Source organism: Pseudomonas sp. ERMR1:02 (assembly GCF_002277815.1).
Taxonomy (GTDB): Bacteria; Pseudomonadota; Gammaproteobacteria; order Pseudomonadales; family Pseudomonadaceae; genus Aquipseudomonas.
On sequence record NZ_NKJI01000016.1, the window covers coordinates 98,554 to 120,986 of the forward strand.

Below are 22,433 nucleotides of genomic sequence, written 5' to 3' on the forward strand. Positions count from 1 at the left end.
GGTGCCTGTAACCAAAATTTAAGTCAATGAAAAACATCGCTTTTTTTAACTGGTGAAAAAATCGTCAGTTTGACTGCAGGCCCCATTCCACAGGGCTTTGCGCGACTTCCGGGGCGGTTGTCCACTGAGTTATCCACAGCTTCTGTGGATTGTCCCGAGCGCTTGCTCTAGGACGGGCGTGCCGAGATTTTTACGACTTTACCTGTAAGAAAAAAAGAGTAGAGTGGCGCGCCTTCCGATCTGCCCACAGTGCTTTATGAAGTTTCGTACACCATCCGTTTCCTCCACTTCCAAAACATCCACGGTTGCTCAGCCGAAGCGCTTTTCGATGCGCGTGGCCGAATGGTTGCTGGACAGCCCACGCCTGGGCGAAAACACCAACGTCAAACACATCGCCGGACGTTTGCTCAAGCAGCCGGCCCGTGAAGGTGTCGTGGCTGCGCAAAGCCGTCTCGGCCAGTTGATGTGCCGCGAATGCGGGAATGCCCGGGACCGCCGAATTGGTCAGGATCTGTTGCGTCAGGCCGCTAGGCGGGGGATCAGCGCGCGCAACAGGAACTGGGCCTGATCGAAGACTGAGCTGTCCAAGACCTGACGCCTTGGTTAACCTTCAAGCTTTATTTCAATGGCAGGAATGGCTATGGCTATGGACTTGACCAGCGCATTGCTCGGTCTGGCGGGCGCTGCTCTGCCGTTACTGGTACTGGCTTGGCAACTTCAACGCAGGACGAGCATGGCACAGGCCGAGGTGGCGTTACTGCATGAGCGCCTGAGCACGGCGCATCTGGCGCAGGATGGCTTGAGCGCGCAACTCGAAGCCAGTCGCGATGAAATCGCCGATCTGGGCCAGGCCAATGCCGCCAGGCAAGCTGACCTTGCCGCGCTGCGCCGCGAAGTCGAACTGCTGCAAATCGAGCGTGACGATGCTCGCGACGCCTCTCACGCCTGGAACATAGAACGCGCAGGCAAAGACGCGGAATTGCGCCGCCTGGACGCCCTGGCTGCCTCTCTCAACGCCGAGTTGCGGGAGCAGCAGGAAAGCCACCAGCAGCGCCTTAGTGACCTGCAGGGTTCGCGCGACGAGCTGCGTGCACAGTTCGCGGAACTGGCGGGGAAAATTTTCGATGAGCGAGAGCAGCGATTTGCCGAAACCAGTCAGCAGCGTCTGGGACAGTTGCTCGATCCATTGAAGGAGCGCATCCAGTCTTTTGAAAAGCGCGTCGAGGAAAGTTATCAGACTGAAGCCCGCGAGCGCTTTTCCCTGGCCAAAGAGCTGGAGCGCTTGCAACAACTCAACTTACGCCTGAGCGATGAGGCCACCAACCTGACCCGTGCCTTGAAAGGGCAGAAAACCCAGGGTAACTGGGGTGAACTGATTCTGGAGCGGGTGCTTGAGCACGCTGGGCTGGAAAAGGGTCGCGAGTATCAGACCCAGGTCAATCTCAAAGGCCCGGACGGCGAGCGTTTCCAACCGGACGTGATCATTTATCTGCCAGGCGACAAGCAGGTGGTGGTCGACTCCAAGGTCAGCCTCACGGCCTATCAGCAATACGTGGCAGCCGAAGACGAAGGCATTAGCCAGATCGCCATCAAGCAGCACGTACTGTCCCTGCGCAATCACGTAAAAGGACTGGCCGGCAAGGATTACAAGCGGCTCGACGGCTTGCACAGTCTTGATTTCGTCCTGTTGTTCGTGCCGATCGAAGCGGCATTTTCCGCTGCGTTGCAGGCCGAACCGACACTGTTCCAGGAGGCGTTCGACCGCAATATCGTGATTGTCAGCCCGACCACTTTGCTGGCGACCCTGCGTGTTATCGACAGCCTGTGGAAACAGGAGCGGCAAAGCCAGAACGCCAGGGAAATCGCCGAGCGGGCAGGGTGGCTGTATGACAAGTTCGTGTTGTTCATTCAGGATCTGGATGAGGTCGGCAATCGCCTGCAGCAACTGGACAAAGCCTACAGCGCTGCGCGCAACAAGCTGACAGAAGGGCGTGGCAATCTGGTCAGCCGCAGTGAACAGCTCAAATTGCTCGGGGCGAGAGCGAGCAAAAGCCTGCCCGCGGATCTGCTGGAGCGGGCGATGACCGATGTGGACGGGTTGGTCGAGTTGCCGGAATAAAGCGCGGTCTCCTGTAGGAGCGAGCATGCTCGCGATGGACGCGAGAACACCGATGGGTGTCAGGCATCCCGCGTCATCGTTGACGCCCATCGTCGGAACGCTGCCCGGAGCATGCTCGCTCCTACAACGGCAAATGCCGACTCAACAATGCCCGCAGCGCCGCCGGTTTCACCGGTTTGGCCAAGTAATCCAGCCCCGCCGCATGAACCTGGGCCATCGTCTCCGGCCGCCCATCGGCGCTGATCACCACGCCTGGCACTGGCTCGCCCAATCGGGTGCGCAACCAGGCCATCAACTCGGTTCCCGTTTCGCCATTGTCCAGGTGGTAGTCCACCAGCGCCAATTGTGGCCTTACCCCGTCGCCAAGCAGCGTCGCGCACTCATCGCGGTTGCGCGCGGTCCAGACCTGGCAACCCCAGCGGGTCAGCAAGCTGTTCATGCCGATCAGGATGCTGTCTTCGTTGTCGATGCACAGCACCTGCGCACCGCTGAGTAATTTGCCATTGAGTTCGGCTGCCTTGGCCGGCAATGTGGCTTGCGCCCGTGCCAGCGGTACGCTGACGCTGAACACGCTGCCGCGCCCCGGCCATGAGCGTACGCGCAGGGTATGCCCCAGCACGCGGCACAACCCGTCAGCAATCGCCAGGCCCAGCCCCAGGCCTTTCTCGGCGCGTGTCTGGTGGCTGTCGAGGCGTTTGAATTCTTCGAAAATCACCTGCTGCTTGTCTTCCGGAATGCCCGGTCCGCGGTCCCAGACCTCCAGGCACAGCTCGCCCTTGTGGCGGCGAACCCCCAGCAGAACCGGGCCTTTGGCGTAGCGAAAGGCATTGGTCAGGAAGTTTTGCAGGATCCGGCGCAACAGTTTGATATCGCTTTCGATGCGCAGCTTGCTGCCACGCACGCGGAACTCCAGCCCCTGCTCCCGTGCCTGCGCCTTGAACTCGGCGCCCAGGGTGTCGAACAACTCATTGAGCGCGAATGGCTTGGCGTCGGGATTGATCTTGCCGTTTTCCAGGCGGGAAATATCCAGCAAATCGCTGATCAGGTCTTCGGCTGAACGCAGTGAGCTGTCCAGGTGCTGCACCAGTTTTTGCGCCTCGCCGGACAAACCGTCGTCCTGATGGTTGAGGGCGGCGGAGAACAGTCGCGCAGCATTCAATGGTTGCATCAAGTCATGGCTGACGGCTGCCAGGAAGCGGGTTTTCGACTGGTTGGCCGCCTCGGCGGTGCCCTTGGCTTCAGTCAGGGCCACGTTGAGCTGCGACAGTTCGTGGGTGCGCTCGGTCACCCGCTGTTCCAGGCCTTCGTTGGCTTCGGTCAGTGCCTGCTCGGCTTCGCGGAACGCGGTGATGTCGGTGAAACTCATGACGAAGCCGCCGCCGGGCATAGGGTTGCCGATCAACTCGATCACCCGGCCATTGGGGAACAATCGCTCGGACGTATGCGCCCGGCCCTGACGCATCCAGTGCAGGCGGCGGGCGACGTGCACTTCGGCTTCGCCGGGGCCGCACAAACCGCGCTCGGCGTTATGGCGAATGATGTCGGCAATTGGCCGGCCAACGCTGATCAAGCCGTCCGGGTAATTGAACAGCTCCAGGTAACGACGGTTCCAGGCCACCAGCTTCAGCGACTGGTCGACCACACTGATGCCCTGGGTGATGTTCTCGATCGCCCCTTGCAGCAGCGCGCGGTTGAATTGCAGGACTTCCGAGGCTTCGTCGGCGATCCGTACGACGTCCTCCAGCTGCATCTCCCGACCTTCGATGGCGGCTTTTACCACCGCGCGCGTCGACGAGGCGCCCAACACACCGGCCAGCAAACGCTCGGTATGGGCGATCCATTCATCGTCGGCGTTCTGGTTCGGGTTGAAACCTTTGCCCTGACGGTAGGCAAAACGGATGAAGCTCTGGCGGGCGCGCTCCTCACCGACGAAGCGGGCGGCCAGTTGCAGCAGATCGTCGATCTGCACCGCCAGCATTGAACGCGCGCTGGGGCGGGCACTGATTTCCTGGCCAATGAAACGACCGGCCTGCCAGTGTTCCGATACCCGCGTGCGCGACAGCACCGAGACCCAGGCGAACAGCGTGAAGTTGCCGGCAAGGGACAAGACCACGCCTTGGGTCAGTGGCGTGATCGGCAGGTTCAGTGGGTTGCTGTGCAGCCAGGCCAGGCCCGGGAAATGACTCAAGGGCAAACCGAGGCCGAGGGCGGCGATCGGCAGAATCAGGGTGTAGAACCACAGGAATGTCCCTGTGGCGAGGCCGGCGAATACGCCGCGACGATTGGCCTGTTTCCAGTACAGCGCACCGAGCATGGCCGGCGCCAGTTGCGTCACGGCGGCGAAGGCGATCTGGCCGATGGTTGCCAGGCTCGCGGTCGAGCCCAGCAGCCGATAGCTGACATAGGCCAGCAGCAGAATCACCACGATGCTGACGCGGCGCACCGACAACATCCACTGGCGGAACACTTCGAACGGGCGCTCGGCGTTGTTGCGGCGCAGCAGCCATGGCAACAGCATGTCATTGGAAACCATGGTCGACAGCGCAACGCTGGCCACAATCACCATGCCGGTGGCCGCCGAAGCTCCACCGATAAAGGCCAGCAACGCCAAGGCCGGGTGTGCCTGGGCCAGCGGCAGGCTGATGACGAAGGAGTCCGGCAGCACCGAGCTCGGCAGCAGCATCTGGCCCGCCAGGGCGATCGGTACGACGAACAATGCCGCGAGGGCGAGGTAGGCCGGAAACACCCACTTGGCCAGGCGCAAGTCTTGAGGGTCGATATTTTCCACCACCGTCACATGGAACTGTCGCGGCAGGCAGATGATCGCCATCATCGCCACCCCGGTCTGCACCACCATCGATGGCCAGTTGATGGTTTCCTTCCAGTACTCTTCGAGACGCGGGGCGAGCATGGCCTGATCGAACAAGTCATCAAAACCGTCATACAGCCCGAACGTCACATACGCACCGACCGCCAGAAAGGCGAACAGCTTCACCAACGATTCGAACGCAATCGCCAATACCATGCCGCGGTGGTGTTCCGTAGCGTCGAGGTTGCGGGTACCGAAGACGATGGTGAACAACGCCAGCACCAGCGACACCACCAATGCGGTGTCCTGCGCGCGAACCCCCATGGCATCGGCGCCTGCACCGATCAACAGGTTCACTCCGAGGACGATGCCTTTGAGCTGCAAGGCGATATAGGGCAGCACGCCGACCAGACAAATCAGCGCCACCACCACCGCCAGCGACTGGGATTTGCCATAGCGAGCGGCGATGAAGTCGGCGATGGAGGTGATGTTCTCCTGTTTGCTGATCATCACCATTTTTTGCAGCACCCACGGCGCGCCGATCAGCAACAGGATCGGCCCGAGGTAGATCGGCAGGAACGACCAGAGCTGTTCGGCCGCCTGGCCCACCGCGCCAAAGAACGTCCAGCTTGTGCAATAGACTGCCAGCGACAGGCTGTACACCCAGGCACGCACCCGCGGCGGCAAAGGCGCGCTGCGACGGTCGCCGTAAAAGGCGATGGCGAACATGATGGCCATATAGGCCAGGGCGACGGCGGCAATCAGCCCGCTGGACAGCGACATGGGAACTCCAGGCAACCAAAGACACCCGGGTCTCCCGCCCGGACAGACAGTCTCGCACGATGGCCCGGGTTAGTCAGTGTCGACCAAGGTCGTGGCGTGGCGGGGTGTCGCAGGGCGGTGTCTGGTGGATTTGGCTGTCACTGCTGGCCCCTTCGCGGGCAAGCCTCGCTCCTACAAACAACAGCGAGATCCGTAGGAGCGAAGCTTGCTCGCGAAGGCGGCTTCACTGGCTCAACGCAATCTCGATCAGCCGATGCAATTCATCCACCTGCAGAGGCGCCTCGGAAAACAGAATGCGAAACACGATCGGGGCAGCCACCATGTTGATCAGCCGATCAACACCGGGCTTGGGCTCATCCGGGTAGCGATCCAGAATTGCCTGCAATTGTCCACCAATGATCGTCGCACAATAGCTCGGCTTGAGGCTCGCTTGCACGTCGCGCAGCATGCAGCGACCGGGGGCAGAGCTCATCTCGTCCAGATACTGTTCGGCCCAGGCCCGCACATCGCCCGGCAGGCTGCCGGTGTTGGCTGACTCGGTTTCCGGCTGCAGGCGCGCGAGGGCAACGTCCGCCAGAAGCGCCGCCAAATCACCCCAGCGCCGATAGATAGTCGAGGGCGTAACCCCAGCGCGCGCGGCGATCTGCGGCACGGTCACGGTGGAGCGGTCCTGTTCCTCGAGGAGTTCGCGCACCGCGGTATGAATCGATTCCTGCACCCGGGCGCTTCGGCCTCCGGGACGTAGAGTGGGAGCGGTCATCACGTGTTTCCTGTCTCGCGCCGGAGTCAGCTCCGGTCCTGAAAGGTCATGCATCGGACCTTAACACAAAGAATTTGCTTTAAGCGCAAACCGGTAGCACACTCCGCAAAAGCAAAAAATTAGCTTTTGCGGAGTTTATTCATGTCCAATTCTCATTCAAATCGCGCAAGCCTGTGGTTCCTGGCAATCACCTTGCTCAGTTTTCTGGCAGCCTCAACGGCGCCGACGCCGTTGTATCACTTGTATCAGGAACAACTGCAATTCTCAGCTGCCGTGCTGACCCTGATATTCGGCGTGTACGCCCTCAGTCTGTTAGTGGCACTGTTGACGGTCGGTTCGCTCTCGGATCATCTGGGGCGCAAACCGGTGATTTTCGCGGCGGTGGCGCTCAACATTCTGGCGATGCTGATGTTTATCTACGCCGACAGCGTCGCCTGGCTGATCGGTGCCCGGGTGCTGCAAGGCTTTGCCACAGGAATGGCAACCGCTGTATTGAGTGCAACGCTGCTTGATACCGACCGCCAGCAAGGCCCCCTGATCAATAGCGTCGCACCGTTGCTCGGTATGGCCCTGGGCGGGATGGGCTGCGGTTTGTTGGCCGAATTTGCACCGGCTCCGTTGCACTTGACCTACTGCCTGCTGCTGGCCTTGTTTGCGGTGCAGGCGATGTATGTGTGGCGTTTGCCGGAAAGTGTCTCGCGTCAGTCCGGCGCGTGGGCGTCATTGCGGCCGACTCTGCATGTGCCGATCCAGGCGCGCTCCACTTTGTGGCGGGTGCTGCCGCTTAACGTCGCGACTTGGGCGCTCGGCGGTTTTTATGCGTCCCTGGCGCCTTCATTGGTGCGGGCGGCCACCGGCTCGACTTCGAACCTGATCGGCGGATCGACCGTTGCTGCATTGACGTTGACCGGCGCCCTGATAATTTTCACCCTGCGCAAACGGCCGGCCACCCAGGCGCTGCAGTTGGGCGCCAGTACGCTGCCGACGGGTGTCATTCTGATTCTGCTGGGGGTACACAGCGCCAGCTTGCCGCTGTTTTTCCTGGGCACACTCGTCGCCGGGTGTGGCTTCGGCGCTGGTTTCCTCGGCGCCGTGCGCAGCCTGTTTCCACTGGCCTTGCCCCATGAGCGAGCCGGGCTCATGTCGGCGTATTACGCACTCAGTTATTTGGCGTTCTGCCTGCCATCGTTGCTGGCCGGCAGCCTGGCGCACACCTTCGGTATAGTGGCGACTACCGATGGTTATGGTGCGGTTTTAATTATCCTGTCGCTGAGCGCATTGTTCGCGATGATGCGCCAGCGTTCGGCGAGTGCAGTTAATTCTTTATCTGTAAAATAGATAACAGTTAGAGATATTACCCGTTATATCGATATTCGATTCGGATCTATGATGGGCTCCACCTCCCCAGAGGACAGGAGCTCGCCATGACATGCACCAACACCGCCAAACCTGGTATCAAGCCTTTTCGTCACTTGCAGCACCCGCGCGAAGTCATTCGTCAGTTCACCCCTAACTGGTTCGCCGCCACTATGGGTACGGGTGTTCTGGCCTTGGCGCTGGCGCAATTGCCCGTCGCCAATCCTGTTTTGCACGCAGTTGCCGAAGCCCTATGGCAGTTCAATATCTTGCTGTTCCTGTTATTCACCGCACTGTATGCGGCGCGTTGGGTGCTGTTTTTCGATGAGGCGCGGCGGATTTTCGGGCATTCCACGGTTTCGATGTTTTTCGGTACCATTCCCATGGGCCTGGCGACCATCATCAACGGCTTTCTCATATTCGGTTTGCCACGTTGGGGCAATGGCGTGATTCAGGTGGCTGAAGCGCTGTGGTGGCTGGATGTGACAATGTCTCTGGCGTGTGGGGTGCTGATTCCTTACATGATGTTCACCCGCCAGGAACATAGCATCGACCAGATGACTGCCGTGTGGTTGTTGCCGGTGGTGGCGGCGGAAGTGGCGGCTGCCAGCGGTGGCCTGCTGGCGCCGCACCTGGTCGATGCCCATTCGCAACTTGTGGTGCTGGTGACGAGCTACGTGCTCTGGGCATTTTCCCTACCGGTTGCGTTCAGCATTCTGACAATTCTGCTACTGCGCATGGCACTGCATAAACTGCCTCACGAAAATATGGCCGCATCCAGTTGGCTGGCATTGGGGCCGATCGGGACAGGGGCGCTTGGCATGTTACTGCTGGGGGCCGACGCTCCGGCGATTTTCGCCGCCAACGGATTGCCGGGTCTGGGTGAAATTGCTGCCGGGTTGGGCTTGATTGCCGGCATCACTTTGTGGGGCTTTGGCTTGTGGTGGATGCTGATGGCGGTGTTGATCACCTTGCGTTATCTGCGGGCCGGCATCCCTTTCAATCTTGGCTGGTGGGGCTTTACCTTCCCGTTGGGCGTCTATTCTCTGGCAACGTTGAAACTGGCCAGCACGCTGCACCTGACGTTTTTCAGTGTCTTCGGTTGTGTACTGGTGACGCTGTTGGCCGTGATGTGGCTGATTGTCGGCAAACTCACAGTGCAGGGCGCGTGGCGGGGCGAGCTGTTTGTCTCGCCGTGCATTGCAGGATTAAAGAAATAACCGGTAAAGATTAGGTAATGTGTGGCCTGGATCGACGTGCGACATTCCAATCAATGTATCCAGGCCTCTCTCTAAAATCAGGGACACATGGAAGATGAGTCACCCCTCACAGTTTACCTTGCTGCGCACTCGGCGCTTTCTGCCGTTCTTCGTGACACAGTCCCTCGGGGCGTTCAACGACAATATCTTCAAGCAGTCGTTGATTCTCGCCATTTTGTACAAGCTGACGATCGACGGTGATCGTTCGATCTGGGTCAACCTGTGCGCTCTGCTGTTTATCCTGCCGTTCTTTCTGTTCTCGGCGCTGGCCGGGCAGTTCGGGGAAAAGTTCGCCAAGGACGCGCTGATCCGTCTGATCAAGCTCGGAGAAATCGCCATCATGGCGGTCGGCGCAGTCGGTTTCATGTTCGATCACCTGTCGCTGATGCTGGTGGCGTTGTTCGCCATGGGCACGCACTCGGCGCTGTTCGGGCCGGTGAAGTACTCGATCCTGCCCCAGGCCCTGCATGAGGATGAGCTGGTCGGTGGCAACGGTCTGGTGGAAATGGGCACTTTCCTGGCGATTCTGGCCGGGACCATCGGCGCCGGGGTCATGATGTCATCCAGTCATTATGCGCCGATCGTATCCACAGCGATCATTGGTATCGCCCTGCTTGGATACCTGGCCAGCCGCGGGATACCGCGGGCTGCGGCGGCGTCGCCGCAGATGCGCCTGAACTGGAACATTTTCAGTCAGTCCTGGGCCACGCTGAAGCTGGGCCTGGGACAAACCCCGGCGGTGTCGCGCTCGATTGTCGGCAACTCATGGTTCTGGTTTGTCGGGGCGATTTATCTGACGCAGATCCCGGCGTATGCCAAGGAGTGGATGCACGGTGACGAAACCGTGGTGACGCTGATTCTTACGGTGTTCTCGGTCGGTATCGCCGTGGGTTCGATGCTGTGCGAAAAACTCTCCGGGCGTAAAGTTGAAATCGGTTTGGTGCCGTTCGGCTCGTTCGGCCTGACCGTATTCGGTCTGCTGCTGTGGTGGCATTCCGGCGGCATTCCAGACAGTGTTGCGGGGCATGGCTGGATTGAGATTCTCGGGTTTGGCCATACCTGGCTGGTGTTGATCGACATCCTCGGCCTGGGGGTGTTCGGTGGTTTCTACATCGTGCCGCTGTACGCCCTGATTCAGTCACGCACCGCCGAGAACGAGCGCGCGCGAGTCATTGCCGCCAACAACATTCTCAATGCGTTGTTCATGGTGGTGTCGGCGATTGTCTCGATCATCCTGCTGAGCATGGTCAAGCTGTCGATCCCGCAGTTGTTCCTGGTGGTGTCGTTGCTCAACATCGGCGTCAACGCCTATATCTTCAAGATCGTCCCCGAGTTCACCATGCGTTTCATGATCTGGCTGCTCAGCCATTCCATGTACCGCGTGGAGCATCGCAACCTTGATTTGATCCCCGATGAAGGCGCAGCGCTTCTGGTATGCAACCACGTGTCGTTCGTCGATGCCTTGCTGATTGGTGGTGCGGTGCGTCGGCCGATTCGCTTTGTGATGTATTACAAAATCTACAACCTGCCGGTGCTGAACTTCATCTTTCGCACGGCCGGGACAATTCCGATAGCGGGGCGTCAGGAAGATATCCAGATCTACGAAAAAGCCTTCACGCGCATCGCCCGGTATCTGAAGGATGGCGAATTGGTGTGCATTTTTCCTGAGGGGAAATTGACCACCGATGGCGAGATCAACGAGTTCAAGGGCGGGCTGACGCGGATTCTCGAAGAGACACCGGTGCCGGTGATTCCGCTGGCCTTGCAGGGTTTGTGGGGGAGTTTCTTCAGTCGCGATCCGGGCAAGGGACTGTTTCGTCGGTTGTGGTCGCGGGTGACGTTGGTGGCGGGGCCGGCGGTGGGGGGCGAGGTAGCGGAGCCTGCCAAATTGCAGGCGTTGGTGGGGGATTTGCGTGGGACCGTCAGATAGTCGGTGAATAGGCGGGCCTCTTCGCGGGCAAGCCTCGCTCCTACAAGAGCAACGCAATACCTGTAGGAGCGAGGCTTGCCCGCGAAGGCGTCCTTTCAGTCAGGCGCTAACCTTGAGCCCAACCAATCCGGCAATGATCAACGCCACACTCGCCAGTCGAATCAAGGCCATGGATTCACCAAACAGAATGATCCCGGCGATCACCGTGCCCACGGCACCCACCCCCGTCCAGATGGCATAGGCCGTGCCCAGCGGCAATTCCTTCATGGCAAGGCCCAGCAAGCCAAGACTGACAGCCATGGCCGCAACGGTGAGGGCAGTGGGGAGCGGGCGGCTGAAACCGTCGGTGTACTTCAGGCCAACGGCCCAGCCGACTTCGAACAGGCCGGCGAAAAACAGAATGATCCAGGACATGAGAGACCTCCATCGATTGACGGGGTCGTCCCCAGATTAATGACTCGATCGAGCCGCGAGGTCGTCCCCGCGTTGCGCAATATAGTGCCCAGCATTAATCCGGGGATCAAGTTTTCGAATCAGTCGGTTGCTTGCTGAGCAGCGATTCTTCGGTCCTCTTTCTCGCTCATGCGACGGAAGTATGTCGATAGAAGTGCCCCGGAAATGTTGTGCCAGACGCTGAACAACGCGCTTGGCACCGCCGCCAGTGGCGAAAAGTGCGCGCTGGCCAGGGCAGCACCCAAGCCTGAGTTTTGCATGCCGACTTCCAGGGCCAGGGATTTGCGCTGGGCCAATGGCAGCTTGAACAGGCGCCCGGTGAAGTAACCCAGCAAGTAACCGAAGCTGTTGTGCAGCATGACCACGGCCATGATCAGTAAGCCGGACTCGGCAATCTTCGCCTGGCTGGCGGCAACCACCGCCGTGACGATGATCACGATGCTCACCACTGACACCAGTGGCAACACGTCCACCGCGTGGCGAAGCCGATCACCCAGCAAGCGTTGGGCCACAACGCCGAGCACGATCGGCAACAGCACCACTTGCAGGATCGACCAGAACAGCTCCATGAACGAGACCGGCAGCCAGGCCGAAGCCAAAAGCCAGATCAGGGCCGGGGTCAGCAGCGGAGCGAGGAGGGTGGTCACGGCAGCGATGGCGACCGACAGCGCCAGATCCCCGCGTGCCAGCCAGGTCATCACGTTCGATGAGGTGCCGCTTGGGCAGCAACCGACCAAAATCACGCCGACGGCGATCTCCGGCGGCAGATGGAATGCCTGGCAGAGCAACCACGCCACACCGGGCATGATCACGAAATGCGCAACCACGCCCAGAGCCACGCGCCACGGATGGCGGGCGACTTCGGCGAAGTCTTCAAGTTTGAGGGTCAGGCCCATGCCGAACATCACCAGTCCCAGCAGCGGCACAATGGAGCCTTTGAGACCGATGAACCACGTGGGTTGCAGGAACGCAATGACGGCGAAAATCAGTACCCAGTAAGCAAAGGTGTTGCCGACAAAACGACTTAATGCAGCCAGTGCGCGCATGGCCTGATACCTATTATTAAGTAGTAACGCAAAACCCCTGTAGGAGTGAGCTTGCTCGCGATGGTGTGTCAGGCAAAGCGGGGCGACTGACACTCCATCGCGAGCAAGCTCGCTCCTACATTAGAGATCACAAGGGCTTAGATGCCCTGCGGAGTCTCTTCCCCACCCAACGCTTCAACCAGCGCCGGCAGGAAGTCGCCGAAGGTCAGCATCATCAGGGTAAAGCTGGCATCCAGTTGGCCGAGGGCTTCGTCGCCACCGTCTTGTTCAGCCTGGTCTTGCAGCAGGTCTTCGAACTTCAGGCGCTTGACCACCATTTTGTCGTCGAGGACGAAGGACAGCTTGTCCTGCCAGGCCAGCGACAGTTGAGTGACCACTTTGCCGGTGCTCAGGTGTAGCTGGATCTCTTCGCTGGTCAGGTCCTGGCGCTTGCAACGCACGATGCCGCCGTCTTCGTGGGTATCGCGCAGTTCGCACTCGTCCAGTACAAAGAAATCGTCCGCGGCTTTCTGGGTGGTGACCCACTCGGTCATGGTCGCGGTCGGGGACATCTTCACGGTCAGCGGACGCACCGGCAGGGTGCCGATCACTTCACGCAGGGTGGACAGCAGGTCTTCGGCGCGTTTCGGGCTGGCCGAGTTGACCAGGATCAGGCCCTGTTTCGGCGCGATGGCAGCGAAGGTCGACGAGCGACGGATAAAGGCGCGCGGCAGGAACGCCTGGATGATTTCATCCTTGATCTGGTCGCGTTCCTTTTTATAGACCTTGCGCATTTGCTCGGCTTCGATCTCTTCGACCTTTTCCTTCACCGCGTCACGCACGACGCTACCCGGCAGAATGCGTTCTTCCTTGCGCGCGCTGATCAGCAGGAAGTCACCGCTGACATGCACCAATGGTGCATCTTCGCCCTTGCCGAACGGCGCGACGAAACCGTAGGTGGTCAACTCCTGGCTTGCACATGGGCGCGCCAGTTTGGTGGCCAGTGCAGTTTCCAACGCCTCGGCATCAACAGGCAGATCTTGGGTCAGGCGATAGATAAGCAGGTTTTTGAACCACATGGGGTGAGTCTCTCCTTTATACAAAGGCGGGCATTATTGTCCTCCGTGTGCCATAGGCCAACCCTTCTCTAAGCCTTTGGAAGGCATGAAAAAATTAATTGAAAAAGTGCTTGCCAGAGGTAGGGTCGCTCCGTAGAATGCGCGCCACACCGAAGCGAAGGGTGATTAGCTCAGCTGGGAGAGCGTCTGCCTTACAAGCAGAATGTCGGCGGTTCGATCCCGTCATCACCCACCATTCGTTTCAAGTGTTTAGCGCAGCGGTAGTTCAGTCGGTTAGAATACCGGCCTGTCACGCCGGGGGTCGCGGGTTCGAGTCCCGTCCGCTGCGCCATATTCGGTAACCTGGAACACTGAACGCCAGGTCACCACGGAAAAGCCCGCTAACGCGGGTTTTTTTCTGTCTGAAGTTTGACTGTTGTATCTGCAGGAAGCGTTGTTTCACCGGTTTTTAGATTTTTTTTGAAAAATATTCAATTAAATCAACACTTTATAAAAACCTGTGGCATAATGTGCCCCGCAACGAAGGTAAAGGGTGATTAGCTCAGCTGGGAGAGCGTCTGCCTTACAAGCAGAATGTCGGCGGTTCGATCCCGTCATCACCCACCACTTTCAACGCTACGCGCAGCGGTAGTTCAGTCGGTTAGAATACCGGCCTGTCACGCCGGGGGTCGCGGGTTCGAGTCCCGTCCGCTGCGCCATATTCGGTAACCTGGAACACTGAACGCCAGGTCACCACACAGAAAGCCCGCTTAATGCGGGCTTTCTGCTGTCTGGGGTTTGGCTTTCTTCGCCGGCCTCAATGGAAAAGCGACCTTCGCAGACTGTGTGAAAGCGCACTGAAGGTGGTCGCAAACAAACGCCCCGACTTGTCCGGGGCGTTTGCTTTTGTGCGCACAGCAGACAAAACAGGCCATTCAGCGCATCATCGCCATCAGTTGATCGTTTTACATTGCGTTATGTCCAGTCCCGAACAAGCGGCAAGTGGTCATTGCGCCAGATATTTCGGGATCGCGAATTTGTCTCTGTGAGAGCGAGATGACAGAAGTTTCATCATCTACACTCCGAAAAGCGTTTAAACACCTGAACTTATCGCAAATGTCCGGCTCTCATGCCGGTAGCCATTGGTCGTGGCCGCCTGATAAGCTCGCGGCTTTACTCGATTGCCCTTTAGGCGAATGAACAAGGAAATAGCATGAAACAGCATCGGTTGGCGGCGGCGGTGGCCCTGGTTAGCCTGGTACTCGCGGGTTGTGACTCGCAGACCAGCGTAGAGCTGAAAACCCCGGCGCAAAAAGCTTCCTACGGCATTGGCCTGAACATGGGCAAGAGTCTGGCTCAGGAAGGCATGGATGACTTGGATTCCAAAGCCGTAGCCCAGGGCATCGAAGATGCCGTCGGCAAGAAAGAACAGAAGCTCAAAGACGAAGAATTGGTTGAAGCCTTCGCCGCACTGCAAAAGCGTGCCGAAGAGCGTATGGCCAAGATGAGTGAAGAGTCGGCATCTGCCGGCAAGAAATTCCTCGAAGAAAACGCCAAGAAAGCTGGCGTAGTGACCACCGCTTCGGGCTTGCAGTATGAAGTGGAAAAGAAAGCCGACGGCGCTCAGCCTAAGCCAACTGACGTAGTGACTGTTCACTACACCGGCAAGCTGACCAACGGCACGGTTTTCGACAGTTCCGTCGAACGTGGCAGCCCGATCGATCTGCCGGTCAGCGGCGTGATTCCGGGTTGGGTCGAAGGCCTGCAACTGATGCACGTGGGCGAGAAGTACAAGCTGTACATTCCAAGCGAACTGGCTTACGGCGCGCAAAGCCCAAGCCCGGCAATCCCGGCCAACTCGGTGCTGGTATTCGATCTGGAACTGCTGGCAATCAAAGATCCAGCAAAAGAAGAAGTCGCCAAGTAATTAGCGTCTGCTCTGAAAATAACGCCTCGCTTATGCGGGGCGTTGTTGCATCTGGCGTCCGGCGCGGGTAAACAAAGCGAACAGATGCTGTAGGCTGGAGTCATAGCCTTTGTAGGACCGGCGCTAACCGCGCCAGACCGCCAAGTCAATGAAATAATGGGTTTTTTTTGATGAGTAAAAAACGCCCGATCTAAGCTCAGCCCTTGTGCAGCGGGGCTTTCAGCTGTGAAAAGTAGCTCTGTTCACAAGGTTATCCACAATTTGTGTGGATAACATTTCAGTGGGAGGAACTTATGAAAGCACCCTGGAATTTTGCTCGTTTCCTGCCATTGGCGGGACGCTTGCTTGCACGCGGGCGCTTGCCGACCTTGCTGTTCGCGGTGGCCAGCAAAGGCGCCAGTCAAGGTAATCGTCTCGGCAAACTCAAAGATGATTTGCGCCTGTTGCAGGCACTCTGCCTGGCTTACTGGCGTGGTGAGTACCGGGCCATCAGCCCTAAAGCGCTGGTGTCGGTGGTGGCAGGCCTGATGTATTTCCTCAGCCCGGTAGATGCGATCCCGGACTTCATTCCGGTGTTCGGTATGCTCGATGACATCGCTGTGCTGGCCTGGTTGATGAAAGTCCTCGACGATGAACTCAACGCTTTCCGCGCCTGGCGCAAACGTCAGGAGCCTTCGAGACTCGCAGTGGTCGAGCGCTTGCCCGATACCTCAGAGCAACTTCAGCTCCAGGGGCCGAAAAAACGCTGAGTCGATTAACTCTGATCCACAGATAGATACCCCCCGCGACCTTGGCCGCTGTTAGGATTACACTTCTAGGGAAAAGTGCTGACTCGCAAAGTGTTGTTGTCCTACGGGGTAGTCATGGATATTCAGATAATTACACGCGAAGGTGAGCCCGAATATGCGGTTCTGCCGTGGGCTCAGTATCAGGCGCTACTGAAAGCAGCAGGCATCAACGAAGCACCGTCGCGCCCGGCCCCAGCGCCGCTTGCGACAACCCAGGACCCGATTCTTCCAGGTCTTGATCAACTACGTAGTTTGCGCGAAGGAAAGGGCATCGCCATCGAGGCGCTCGCCCGCACGGTAGGCATCAGCCCGTCCTATCTGGCCATGATCGAAAGTGGCGAGCGTGCGCCTGATGCTGCGATTCGCCGCAGCCTGGCCTGGGAATTGACGGTGCCAGGGTGGAGGGATGAATCGTGAGCGTACGCATCAGTCGTCACCATTGGGACGGATTGCTGGGCGAGCTGGATCAGGCGCGCCGTCAGCGTCATCTCCTGACTTATCGGGCGTTGCTGGAGCGTTTGCAGCTTCCCACGCCTGCTATGCAAACCCTGACCGCCGCGCTTGAACATCTGGCGGCGCTGGACGCCAAGGCTGAGCAACCCTTGCGCAGTTCGCTGGTAATCAGTCAGGGTGCGAGCCGCCTGCCACGCACTGGTTTCTTTGAGTGTGTCGAGCGTCTCGGGCGTTTTTCCGGGCCGTCCGATGGCGTCGCTGCCGCTTCCTGGCATGCCTCGGAAGTGGTGCGGGTGTTCGAATACGAGTACCCCGAGTCTGCGGAGGCCTGAGTGTTTTTTCGACTCAAGGCGCAGGTCAGTTACTGGCTGGCGCGCAGGCTCTTTCACTGGCAGTGGTTTGTGCGCCAACCCCGTGGCTGGAGCTGGCTCGAAGGTCAGTTCGCCCGAATGGCGAACCTGGGTGATGTCGATGCCCAGAGTTTCTATGGCCACATCTTGACCTTCCGTGGCGTCGGTCTTGGCGCACGCGAAGAAGGCATTCGCCTGTTGCGTCTGGCGGCATTGGCCGGTGATGGTAAAGCAGCCTATCAAGTGGGCGTTATCAGCCTCGCCGGGTCACCGAGCAAGGCTCCGGATCCGACCGAAGCGGCGCGATTCTGGGGGATTGCCGCGAAGGCTGGGCATCCGCTGGCGCAGATCAAGCTTCAGGAACTGGTATCCCGCGATTCCTCGAAATAACACCGATTTATCTGACAGACACGCGCGGCGTAGGGGGAGACTCCTACGCCGCTTTTTTTGGATGAGGAGGTTTTAGCGAATCGCCCTACATCAACATCATCCTTGCCTGACTTCTTTCCTCACTGATCCCCCGCAAAGTCCCTCGCGCCCTATTTCCTGTGCGAGAGATTGCTCATGTCCGACCCGGTTTTTCGCAACCCCTTACCTGTCGGTGGGCGAATGGATCATATCGCCCGGATCGGGCAGGAACTCGACCATTTCCCGAACACGCTGACGCTTTACCGCCAACAGCTCTCGCGCTGGTTCAACCAGGCTGCCGACAGGGTCAGTCACGTCACTGATATGCCCTCGCTGATGGGCATGGAGCGGGTGATCAAGCTGGGTAATACCAGCACCGTTGTCAGCAGCGGTGACGATGACTTTATCTCGACTGTTGCGCAGTGTCCGAAGGGCGGGATTCTGCAGATCGAGAGCAAGTTCGAGTCGGTGTATGACGTTCCGCTGGGGAACATTCAGGTCGATGTGATTGCGGTTGAGGGCGGCCATTCGACGCCGGTCACGCTGGATGAACACGGCAAAGGGCAGTTCAGCGGCGAGGCAGGCAAGTTCTACCGCGTGCGGGTGCAGAGCGAGGTCACGCCGAAGCAGGTTGATGAGCTTTTCGAGTCTTACGATGAGCTGACTCAGACACTGGAAAAGTGGCTGCGTAGCGAGTGGGACGGGTTTAAACCACAGTGGTCGCAGTCGACATTACTGGCCGTTGGCAACGGAATGTTGGCCGGCAGTTGGGCGGCCATCGAGGGCGTGTGGGACGGCATCAACCTGCTGTCTGAAATTCTTCAGAATCCCGGCAAGTTTGTTGACCGGCTGGGCAGCGGTGCCGATCAACTGAAGAAGTTGGCGGAAAAAACGCCAGAGTCGATGGCAAAAATCCAGCTACTGGCCAGTGATGAGGCGGCGCTTTGTCTGCTGTTGCGCACTGCCAGCCTCTGGATGGAAATGCTGCCGCCCAGCTCGATCGCCGGTGAAACCGCCAAGGCAGTGTCGACGCTGGTGGTGGAATTGCTGATCGACATTTTGATCGCCATCGTCCTGACCTTTGCTGCGGCTGGGGCGGGGATTGCTTATCTGACGATGCGTTTGGCGAGTCGCGGCGCACAGCTGATCAACGCGGTAACGCGGCTGGTCAACGCATTGTTCTCGATCATCAACACCTTTAGCAGCTATGTCGATCGCTACAAAAAAGTGGCCGTGCGAGGCGTCGCAGAAGGGCTGAAAAAAGGCCGCATGCAACTTCGCTGGAATGCTCGCAACAACACCACGCTGAAGAAAAACGAACCACACCACGACGCTCCGAAACAGGCGAAAATCCCAACGGCGACAGCGCCGATACCGCCGCCCACACCGCCACCCACGGCTGCCCGCTGTCGATGGTTACCGGCGAAGAACTGCTGACCCTCACCGACGGCACGCTCGACGGGATTTTGCCGTTCGAGTTCACCCGCTTTTATCGCAGCAGCGCCGTGGAAATCGACTGCGGCCTCGGCTTCGGCTGGAGCCATTCGCTGGCCCAGCGCCTGCAGATCGACGGCGACACGGTGCTGTGGATCGACCACGAAAACCGCCGCACGCCGTTTCCGCTGCCGAGTCTGGCGCGCCCGGCGATCCACAACAGCCTGTCACGGGCGGCGATTTATCTGGGGGATCAGCCGGAAGAGTTGATTGTCGCGTTGGCTGGCGAGTCGGCGCGCTTCTACCACTTTCGCGACGGGCGTCTGACGGCGATCAGCGACGCTTACGGCAATCGTCTGACCGTGCAACGCGATTTGTCTGAGCGTATCCAGCGCCTCGATAACGGTGCTGGGCGTTGTTTGCGATTACGTTACGAGCGTCAGCACCTGATCGCCGTCGACTACCAAAGCTTTCATGCCGCCGACAGCCTGGAGCAGGGCTGGCGCACGGAACAGACGCTGGTGAGCTACCGCTACGACGCCCGCGGCCGGCTGATCGAAGCGAGCAATGCCGCCCGGGAAAGCGAGCGCTACGACTACGACGAGCAGCACGTCATCTTGCAGCGGCAACTGGCCGGTGGCGCGAGCTTCTACTGGGAGTGGCAGCGCTCCGGCAAGGCGGCGCGCTGTATCCGCCACTGGGCGTCGTTTGCGCAGATGGACACGCGGTATGTCTGGGACGAGAACGGCGGTGTGCGGCTCAAACACGCCGACGGCAGCCAGGAAACCTACGTCCACGACGAGAGCGCGCGGCTGGTAGGCCGGATCGCTGCCGACGGGGGTGAACAGCACAAGGCCTACGACACGCAGGGCCGTTTGATCGCCGAGCAGGACGCGCTCGGCGCCGTCACCGAATACCGCTACGACGAAGCCGGACGGCTGATCGCGCTGATTCCAGCGCAAGACGAGCCGACGTCCTACGAGTATCGCAACGGATTCCTGCATGCGCGGTATCGCGGCCAAGCCAAGTGGACCTATAAGCGCAATGCCCAGGGCGACCTGACCTGGCTGATCGACCCCGACGGCCAGAGCACCTACCACGAGTACGATGCGCAGGGCCGCTTGCTGTTGATCCGTTATCCGGACCACAGCCGCCATCTGTTCGTGTGGAGCCGCCTCGGCCAACTGCTCGAGGAAACCCTGCCCGACGGCGGGCGTCGGCAATATGCCTACGATGCGCTCGGGCGACGGACTACATCTCAGGACGAATTCGGCGCCGTCAGTCGCTACCAGTGGGACGCCATCGGCCGTCTGTTGCAGACGACGCTGCCTACCGGCGCCAGCCGCACCTTCAGCTACAACGCCTACGGCCGCATCACCGCCGAGCGCGATGAGCTGGATCGCATCACCCGTTATGAATACGCCGACGACCTGCACCTGGTCAGCCGGCGGATCAACCCCGACGGCACGCAGCTCAAGTACCGCTACGAGCATGCGCAGCTGCTGCTGACCGAGATCGAGAACGAAAGCGGCGACACCTATCGGCTGGACTACACGCCAGGCGGTTTGATCCGACAGGAAACCGGCTTCGACGGCCGGCGCACGGCGTATGCCTACGACCTCAACGGGCAGTTGCTGGAGAAAACCGAGTTCGGCGATGACGGCTCGCAACGGGTCACGGCCTATCAACGCGACAGCGCCGGACGCTTGCTGGTCAAGACCCTGCCGGATGGGGTCAAGGTCGACTACCGCTACGACAGTCTGGGGCGACTGGTCAGCGTCGACGATGGCCAGGACCATCCACTGGAGTTCGAATACGACGCCCACGACCGATTGATCAGCGAGCATCAGGGCTGGGGCACGCTGCGCTACGGCTATGACGCCTGTGGCCAGCTGCAACACCTGCGCCTGCCGGACAACAGTCGTGTTAAATACCACCGCGCTCAGGGCGGGGCGCTAACCGCCATCGACCTCAACGGCTCGCGCCTCACCAGCCATCAGTTCGAATGCGGCCGTGAACGCCAGCGGCAGCAGGGTCAGCTGCTCAGCGATTACGCCTACGACGATCAGGGTCGGCTGCAAGCCCACGCCGTCAGCCAACAACAACGCCCGCTGTACCGCCGCGAGTATGCCTACGGTGCCAACGGCAACCTCCTGCAGATAGCCGACAGCCGCCACGGCCAACGCCGCTATCAGTACGACCCGCTCGACCGCCTGACCCACGTGCGCCACGCCCGCGCCCAAGACGCGGAAAACTTCAGCCACGACCCGGCCGGCAACCTGCTGATCCACGACCGCCCCGGCCCCTGGCACCTCAAGGGCAACCGCCTGCTGCGTCACGGCGACCGCCACTACGACTACGACGCCTACGGCAACCTGATCCGCGAACGCCGTGGCCACGGCCAGATCCAAATCACCGAGTACCGCTACGACAGCCAGCACCGCCTGACCGGCATCAGCCTGCCGGACGGCCGCCAAGCGTCCTACCGCTACGACGCTTTCGGCCGCCGCATCGACAAGACCGTCGACGGCCACACCACCAGCTTCTTCTGGCAAGGCGATAACCTCGTCGCCGAAAGCAGCCCAAGCCACTACCGCAGCTACCTCTTTGAGCCCGGCAGCTTCCGCCCACTGGCGCTGCTCGACGGCAAAGGCCCAAAAAAAGCCTGCCCGTTCTACTACCAACTCGACCACCTCGGCACCCCACAGGAACTCACCGACTACAGCGGTGAGATCGTCTGGTCAGCCAGGTACAGCGCCTACGGCAAGCTCAGCCAGCTAAACCACGGTGGCGGCGAACAGCTGGAACAACCGCTGCGCTTCCAGGGCCAGTACTTCGACGCCGAAAGCGGCTTGCACTACAACCGCAATCGTTACTACCAGCCGGATAGCGGGCGCTATCTGACGCCGGATCCGGTCAAGCTGGCGGGTGGGTTGAATGCCTATCGGTATGTGCCGAATCCGACGGGGTGGGTGGATCCGTTGGGGTTGAGTGGGAACTGTCCGGGGGCGAATAAGCCGGGGTGCTTGGTGCCGGATGGTGTGGATGGGGCTAAGGTTGATGCTGGGGAACCAACACTACCCAATGTAAATCCCGAGCAATTTGCAAAGAAAGAGATTCATAGACTGAATGACAGTCAGGGTATGCATATGGTTGGGAAACACGGTCCGGAGGTTCCTGATGGACCTTTCAAACAAAGAGCTATTGACGGCACGGACCCAGTCACCGGCAAAACGCCCAAAAGCAAGAGAGGTAATCCAAGTTCGAGATTCTATAATTATGTGCTAATGCACAAGGCCTACATGCTTGCAACGACGAGAACGGAGCATGGGTTGCCACGTTTTACAGGAAAGGACGCTGAGGAAAACGACATTGTTAGAATGAGACTTCCCGATGCTGGTGAGGGCTATTTTCCAAATCCTAAGTCGAAGCAAAATCCAAAGCATATTGGTTTGAATGGCTTTGAGATGAAATTTGACTCTGAAACTGGTGTGCCCTTTACGTTGTATCCGATTAAATAG

At 59.4% G+C, this 22,433-nt stretch carries 14 protein-coding genes, 4 tRNA genes and 2 pseudogenes; 15 read left to right on the top strand and 5 right to left on the bottom strand.

Features of this window, described 5'->3' with window-relative positions; translation table 11 throughout:
- The first annotated feature begins 256 nt into the window (after positions 1-256).
- Positions 257-579, top strand: a pseudogene (locus CES87_RS24025) (sel1 repeat family protein).
- A 154-nt stretch (positions 580-733) separates the two neighbouring features.
- Positions 734-2,119, top strand: coding sequence for a DNA recombination protein RmuC (gene rmuC / locus CES87_RS24030; RefSeq protein ID WP_178081476.1), 1,386 nt, complete (start codon positions 734-736; stop codon positions 2,117-2,119).
- A 121-nt stretch (positions 2,120-2,240) separates the two neighbouring features.
- Here rmuC and CES87_RS24035 read toward each other — a convergent pair whose 3' ends face one another.
- Together CES87_RS24035 and CES87_RS24040 are read right to left on the bottom strand one after the other, a co-directional pair.
- Positions 2,241-5,711, bottom strand: a complete 3,471-nt coding sequence (locus CES87_RS24035; protein WP_128608058.1) for a hybrid sensor histidine kinase/response regulator — start codon at positions 5,709-5,711, stop codon at positions 2,241-2,243.
- A 223-nt stretch (positions 5,712-5,934) separates the two neighbouring features.
- On the bottom strand, positions 5,935-6,471 hold the full coding sequence (locus tag CES87_RS24040; protein ID WP_128608059.1) for a TetR/AcrR family transcriptional regulator: 537 nt from the start codon (positions 6,469-6,471) through the stop codon (positions 5,935-5,937).
- A 141-nt stretch (positions 6,472-6,612) separates the two neighbouring features.
- On the opposite strand from CES87_RS24040, the gene CES87_RS24045 reads away from it, so the two are divergent.
- From CES87_RS24045 to CES87_RS24055, 3 genes are all read left to right on the top strand, one after another.
- Positions 6,613-7,809: an MFS transporter gene (locus CES87_RS24045; RefSeq protein ID WP_128608060.1), complete on the top strand. Its 1,197-nt coding sequence runs from the start codon at positions 6,613-6,615 to the stop codon at positions 7,807-7,809.
- A gap of 86 nt (positions 7,810-7,895) precedes the next feature.
- Positions 7,896-9,047: a TDT family transporter gene (locus tag CES87_RS24050; protein WP_128608061.1), complete on the top strand. Its 1,152-nt coding sequence runs from the start codon at positions 7,896-7,898 to the stop codon at positions 9,045-9,047.
- 94 nt (positions 9,048-9,141) lie between these two features.
- On the top strand, positions 9,142-11,016 hold the full coding sequence (locus CES87_RS24055) for an MFS transporter (protein ID WP_128608062.1): 1,875 nt from the start codon (positions 9,142-9,144) through the stop codon (positions 11,014-11,016).
- Between the two features lie 99 nt (positions 11,017-11,115).
- Here CES87_RS24055 and sugE read toward each other — a convergent pair whose 3' ends face one another.
- The 3 genes from sugE to rdgC all read right to left on the bottom strand — a co-directional run bounded on the left by sugE (position 11,116) and on the right by rdgC (position 13,573).
- Positions 11,116-11,430, bottom strand: coding sequence for a quaternary ammonium compound efflux SMR transporter SugE (gene sugE / locus CES87_RS24060; RefSeq protein WP_128608063.1), 315 nt, complete (start codon positions 11,428-11,430; stop codon positions 11,116-11,118).
- A gap of 119 nt (positions 11,431-11,549) precedes the next feature.
- A complete protein-coding gene (locus CES87_RS24065; RefSeq protein ID WP_128608064.1) occupies positions 11,550-12,515 on the bottom strand; it encodes a bile acid:sodium symporter family protein in 966 nt (321 codons plus the stop codon).
- A 137-nt stretch (positions 12,516-12,652) separates the two neighbouring features.
- A complete protein-coding gene (gene rdgC / locus CES87_RS24070; RefSeq protein WP_008060875.1) occupies positions 12,653-13,573 on the bottom strand; it encodes a recombination-associated protein RdgC in 921 nt (306 codons plus the stop codon).
- A gap of 159 nt (positions 13,574-13,732) precedes the next feature.
- Between rdgC and CES87_RS24075 the strand changes: the two genes are divergently transcribed.
- The 10 genes and pseudogenes from CES87_RS24075 (at position 13,733) to CES87_RS24120 (ending at position 22,433) form a co-directional block, all read left to right on the top strand.
- Positions 13,733-13,808 (top strand) — tRNA-Val (locus CES87_RS24075).
- A 19-nt stretch (positions 13,809-13,827) separates the two neighbouring features.
- Positions 13,828-13,904, top strand: a tRNA-Asp gene (locus tag CES87_RS24080).
- A 199-nt stretch (positions 13,905-14,103) separates the two neighbouring features.
- A tRNA-Val gene (locus CES87_RS24085) sits at positions 14,104-14,179 on the top strand.
- A 15-nt stretch (positions 14,180-14,194) separates the two neighbouring features.
- A tRNA-Asp gene (locus tag CES87_RS24090) sits at positions 14,195-14,271 on the top strand.
- Between the two features lie 494 nt (positions 14,272-14,765).
- Positions 14,766-15,479 (top strand): FKBP-type peptidyl-prolyl cis-trans isomerase, encoded by a 714-nt coding sequence (locus CES87_RS24095; RefSeq protein ID WP_128608065.1) that lies wholly within the window; start codon positions 14,766-14,768, stop codon positions 15,477-15,479.
- A gap of 293 nt (positions 15,480-15,772) precedes the next feature.
- Positions 15,773-16,228 carry a YkvA family protein gene (locus CES87_RS24100; protein ID WP_128608066.1) on the top strand — a complete coding sequence of 152 codons (456 nt, stop codon included), beginning with the start codon at positions 15,773-15,775 and terminating at the stop codon, positions 16,226-16,228.
- 114 nt (positions 16,229-16,342) lie between these two features.
- On the top strand, positions 16,343-16,684 hold the full coding sequence (locus CES87_RS24105; RefSeq protein ID WP_128608067.1) for a helix-turn-helix domain-containing protein: 342 nt from the start codon (positions 16,343-16,345) through the stop codon (positions 16,682-16,684).
- Positions 16,681-17,052 carry a hypothetical protein gene (locus CES87_RS24110; protein ID WP_007945207.1) on the top strand — a complete coding sequence of 124 codons (372 nt, stop codon included), beginning with the start codon at positions 16,681-16,683 and terminating at the stop codon, positions 17,050-17,052. Before CES87_RS24105 ends, CES87_RS24110 begins: the two co-directional genes overlap by 4 nt.
- Positions 17,053-17,460 carry a sel1 repeat family protein gene (locus CES87_RS24115; RefSeq protein ID WP_128608068.1) on the top strand — a complete coding sequence of 136 codons (408 nt, stop codon included), beginning with the start codon at positions 17,053-17,055 and terminating at the stop codon, positions 17,458-17,460.
- 219 nt (positions 17,461-17,679) lie between these two features.
- Positions 17,680-22,433, top strand: a pseudogene (locus tag CES87_RS24120) (RHS repeat-associated core domain-containing protein).